This is a genomic window from Carnobacterium sp. (assembly GCF_049673005.1).
Taxonomy (GTDB): Bacteria; Bacillota; Bacilli; order Lactobacillales; family Carnobacteriaceae; genus Carnobacterium_A.
In genome coordinates this window covers 1-4,928 of sequence record NZ_JBATXB010000044.1, presented here as the reverse complement: position 1 = coordinate 4,928, position 4,928 = coordinate 1, and the positions used below count along the sequence as shown (strand labels likewise).

Annotated in this window: 5 protein-coding genes; all 5 read right to left on the bottom strand. The window is 36.3% G+C overall.

The features are described 5' to 3' along the window. Positions 1–1,105, bottom strand: a 1,105-nt coding sequence (locus tag WBF61_RS04135) for a phosphoglycerate kinase (RefSeq protein WP_424254168.1), incomplete at its 3' end; no start/stop codon positions are given. 89 nt (positions 1,106–1,194) lie between these two features. Beyond that, entirely contained in the window at positions 1,195–2,202 is a 1,008-nt protein-coding gene (gap, locus tag WBF61_RS04130) for a type I glyceraldehyde-3-phosphate dehydrogenase (protein ID WP_424254166.1), read from the bottom strand. 39 nt (positions 2,203–2,241) lie between these two features. Continuing rightward, the gene (locus WBF61_RS04125; protein ID WP_424254164.1) at positions 2,242–3,279 is read right to left on the bottom strand and encodes a sugar-binding transcriptional regulator; all 1,038 of its coding nucleotides are present in this window, start codon (positions 3,277–3,279) and stop codon (positions 2,242–2,244) included. Between the two features lie 347 nt (positions 3,280–3,626). Next, on the bottom strand, positions 3,627–4,412 hold the full coding sequence (gene heR / locus WBF61_RS04120; RefSeq protein WP_424254162.1) for a heliorhodopsin HeR: 786 nt from the start codon (positions 4,410–4,412) through the stop codon (positions 3,627–3,629). A gap of 180 nt (positions 4,413–4,592) precedes the next feature. Next, positions 4,593–4,928: thioredoxin domain-containing protein (locus WBF61_RS04115; protein ID WP_424254160.1), on the bottom strand; the 336-nt coding region annotated here is incomplete at its 5' end.

The window sequence follows — 4,928 nt, the reverse complement described above, 5'->3', positions numbered from 1 at the left end:
GAGTGAATTGATCAGCGAAACCTAAATCCATAGCTGCTGCTGCTGAATCTCCACCACCGATAATAGTTGTAGCGTCTGTTAGGTTTGCAATAGCTTCACATACGCCAATTGTACCTTTAGCAAAATTAGACATTTCAAACACGCCCATTGGTCCGTTCCATACAACTGTTTTAGCACCTTGTAATTCTTTTGTGAATAATTCAATTGTTTTTGGTCCGATATCTAATCCCATTTGGTCACTTGGGATTACACCTTCATGAATTTCAATCGTTCCATCATTGCTAAATTCGTGCGTTGTCAAAGTATCAATCGGTAAGATTAACTTGTCGCCGCCTTTTTCAAGTAAGCTTTTAGCTAAATCAATTTTATCTTCTTCAACTAATGATGTGCCGATTTCTATTCCCTTAGCAGCGTAGAATGTATACGTCATTCCTCCACCAATCAGAACTTTATCTGCTATATCTAATAAGTTTTCAATCACACCGATTTTATCGCTAACTTTTGCGCCTCCTAAGATTGCAACAAAAGGACGTTGTGGTTCATCGACTGCTCCACCAATAAATTTGATTTCTTTATCCATCAAAAAGCCGGCAGCTGTTTCAAGATTAGAAGCAATTCCAACGTTTGAAGCATGTGCTCTATGAGCTGTACCAAATGCATCATTGACAAATAAATCGCCTAAGCTAGCCCAGTACTTACCAAGATCAACATCATTTTTACTTTCTTTCTTGCCATCGATATCTTCAAAACGAGTGTTTTCGAATAATAATACGTCTCCATCTTTCAATGAAGCAATCGCATCTTCTAATTTTTTACCGCGAGTTTCAGGTACAAATGTTACTTCTTTACCCAATAATTCACTTAAACGCTCAGCAATTGGACGCAATGATTTTCCTGCTTTGTCTTCTTCTGTTTTCACTTTACCTAAGTGAGAGAAAAGAATCACTTTTCCACCTTGTTCAATAATATATTGAATCGTTGGTAAAGCTGCTTGGATACGGTTATCGTTCGTGATTTTACCGTCTTTCATAGGTACGTTAAAATCTGCACGGACCAATACTTTTTTATCTTTTAATTCTAAATCAGTTACAACTTTTTTTACCATTGAGAGATCCTCCTCAATTCTAATTTTCTAATCAAAAAGAAAAGCAGGGAAGCGCGCAGCTCCCCCGCTTATCAAAACGTTTTTGTTGATTATTTGCTTAATTTAGCAAAGTACTCTAGCGTACGTACTAATTGAGCCGTGTATGACATTTCATTGTCATACCAAGAAACAGTTTTAACTAACTGCTTGTCGCCCATTGTCATAACTTTAGTTTGAGTTGCATCGTATAATGAACCGAATGTCATACCCAAGATATCTGAAGAAACAATTGCGTCTTCAGTATAACCGTAAGATTCGTTTGCTGCTGCTTTCATAGCTGCGTCAACTTCTTCAACAGTTACAGTTTTGTCTAAAACAGTAACTAATTCTGTTAATGAACCAGCTGCTACAGGAACACGTTGTGCTGCTCCATCTAATTTACCTTTAAGTTCAGGTAAAACTAAACCAATAGCTTTTGCTGCTCCAGTTGTGTTAGGAACGATATTAGCTGCCGCAGCACGAGCACGACGGAAGTCGCCACCTGGGTGTGGAGCATCTAATGTATTTTGGTCACCTGTGTAAGCATGAATAGTAGTCATTAAACCTTGAACAATTCCAAATTTGTCGTTTAGTACTTGAGCCATAGGTGCTAAACAGTTAGTTGTACATGAAGCTCCAGAAATAACTGTCTCAGAACCGTCAAGAATTTCGTGGTTTACATTGTAAACGATAGTTTTCATGTCGCCTGTTGCAGGTGCAGAGATAACAACTTTTTTAGCTCCTGCTTTCAAGTGTAATTCAGCTTTTTCTTGAGTAGTGAAGAAACCAGTACATTCTAGCACGATTTCAACGCCTAATTCTCCCCACGGAAGTTCTTCAGGGTTACGGTTGCTTAATACTTTAACATCTTTACCGTTAACATTGAAAGAGCCATCTTTAACTTCAACTTCTCCGTTGAAACGTCCTTGTGTTGTATCATATTTTAATAAGTGAGCCAACATGTTTGCGTCTGTTAAATCGTTGATTGCTACTACTTCAATACCTTCTACTTCTTGAATACGGCGGAATGCAAGACGTCCAATACGTCCAAAACCATTAATACCTACTTTAACTGTCATAACTAAATTTCCTCCTTTAGGAATCGTAAAAAATTTATTTTAAAGGGTTATCCCTCTTAAAATCTGATTGGCGGCACCTTCATCTGTGATTAACCACGTTTGAGAAGGTACATTTTTCATATGTGCTTCAATTGCTTTTGCTTTAGATTTTCCACCCGCAACCGCGATGACACTTGCTATTCGCGCAAGGTCTTTAGATTGCATTCCAATGCGTGGGATTTTATAGACAACTTCCCCCGCTTGATTATAGAATTCTCCAAAAGCTTCTCCAACTGCTGCTTTATTTTTGATCAGAGCTAGAACATCTTTGCTCATTCCTCTGCGCTTTGCCATATGTGTTGCATCTCCAATACTATAGAGAACACAATTAGCTTTTTCTACCAGATCTAGCGTTTTTTTGATCTCTGGTTCTTGCAAGAGCGGTTTATATGTTTCTTCGCTTACTTGTTCTGGTACATACAAGACACGATTCTTCCCACCAGTCCTCTTTGCCATCTGCGCGCTAACTGCGTTAGCTTGCATATCTACAGACTCGCCAAGTCCACCTCTTGCTGGTACAAATAATAATTCTCGTTGATAAGCAAGACTTTCATCCATATGGTTAGCAACTTCAGCCATTGTTGTACCACCCATAACTGCAATGATGTTAGTCCCTTCAGGCAATAATAGTTTTAGCGAATCCATCGTTGCTCGACCTAACTCATCTCGAACCTTATGCTGCTCCTCAACATTTCCAGAAACAATCACACAATGTTCTATTTTAAAATATGCGGCTAGTTGATTTTCTTTCTCTCGCATCCCCAACAGTTGTCCCATTATTTGATCTAAATCATGATACACAATTTCTCCATTTTGGGTTAATTGCATGCCTACTTTAGATGTTATAATTAAACTTTGTCTTTTTAATGCATCTACTTCTGTTCTTAGTACACGCTCAGTAATATCCATCTTGTCGGCGAGTACTCGACGTCCAATAGGACCTAACAAGTAAACATTGCGCAAAATCTGATACCGTCTTCTCAGCGTATCCATAATGTCCGGTGTAACCTTTTCGATGATAGACAATATATCCTGCATGAGTTCCCTCTTTCTCAATGGGTCAACTAACGACCACGTGAGTCGTTGGGCGACCCTTATTGACTAAAAAAACAAGAGATCTAAGTGAAACAAGACATTCAGTTAACTGTATGCTTTAATCTTGTTTTCCTATACGGTCTAAAAAACAACGCCGCTTTTATCTCTTACAACACTTATTATATCATCTAGGCTTTTTACTTTCAAGCTTTAAGACTAAACCCAGAAATATTATACGTGTTTTTTAAAACTCACTTTAAAATAAAGAATAAAAGGATAACCTGAATAAAAATAAAATCACCCATTAAATTATTTATAATGAGTGATTTTATTTTTTTTGCTCTAGTCTTCTATCCAGGCTGCATAACACCTGCAAACGCTAACCATGCTAACGCAGACTTAGCAACCAAACTTAAGATAATGTATGCACGTTCTCCATAGAGATAGTTTTTCCATGGACCTACTTTTTTATATTGCAAAATCATGTTTATTGGAAACAGATTAAAGAAAACAAAATACGTTCCTGCTAAAGCGTATACGAACCAAGGAACTTCAGATGGATCTGCGTTCCCAAATGCGTACAATAGAATAACTACCCAAGGAACAAAACCAGCGATTGTTCCAAAGACAAACGACTTCCAATCTGTTGACTTCCTGTAGTAAGTCATTTCTTCCATAACTAGACCGAATAGGTTCATTGTAGCGTTAAGAACAAACATTAAAATAAGTGAACCGATATCATAAACACCAAACAACATCGCTATTAAAATAATCATTAATGATGAACTAATCGCATATTCATACCATCTAAAACGATTCATATTTCTTTCTAAATCTTTATTATATATTTTATTCCCCCAAGGCGTCACAATAATAAAGTGTGCTAAAGCAGAAATAAATAAGAATAAAGAAACCATTATTCCAAATGGGGCATTAAAAATTTCTTTTTCTTCAGTTAGTAACCGCATTTGAGTTGTATCAAAAGTAAGGAAATAAGAGCGGATAGGTATTTTAAAATTAGCAATCTTATCAATAAAAATAGCAAAACCCAACATTAAACTTCCTTGAACTAAATGCAACAGTCCCATAATGATGTTAAATCTTTTCAATGATCTGAAATCTATTGCCTTGGCCATTATAATCACTCCCTATTTTTAATTAACCTAAAAACTATCCGTATTGTAGATTCTTATTTTTCTTATATAATTAGTGTACCTTTTTTTCAAAATAGTACTATTTTTATCCTTTATTTTTTAAACAAAAAAAGCAGCAAGAGTTATCGTCTTGTACTGCTTTTTCGAATGGGTTTAATTAGTTCATTTCAATTTATTCTCTATTAACGTTTTTAGTTCACTTACTGTGATGTGTTCATCAAAAATTTCTTGACCGATGAAGACTGTTGGGACTAACTCTACATTAGCTCTAACTGCTTCTTCAATAATTCCTTCTATTTCTTTTGTATTCGCTTGTACCTTCAAACCGCGTTTCCCTTCAGCGTAAGCAGCAATCTCATCTAAACTAGAAAGATTACCCCAGTCATTTTGATTTTCATAGAAGTAATCCATTTCTTCAAGAGCTGCCTTAGAATCTGAATAATCCAAGTAATGATGAATAACTCCACCTTTTTTCAAATGAGGTGTTTCTTTGTTGTA

Bases quoted from the DNA above. Each gene is read 5' to 3' on its own strand.
- gap (WP_424254166.1), bottom strand. From the start codon at position 2,202: ATGACAGTTAAAGTAGGTATTAATGGTTTTGGACGTATTGGACGTCTT.
- WBF61_RS04125 (WP_424254164.1), bottom strand. From the start codon at position 3,279: ATGCAGGATATATTGTCTATCATCGAAAAGGTTACACCGGACATTATG.
- heR (WP_424254162.1), bottom strand. From the start codon at position 4,412: ATGGCCAAGGCAATAGATTTCAGATCATTGAAAAGATTTAACATCATT.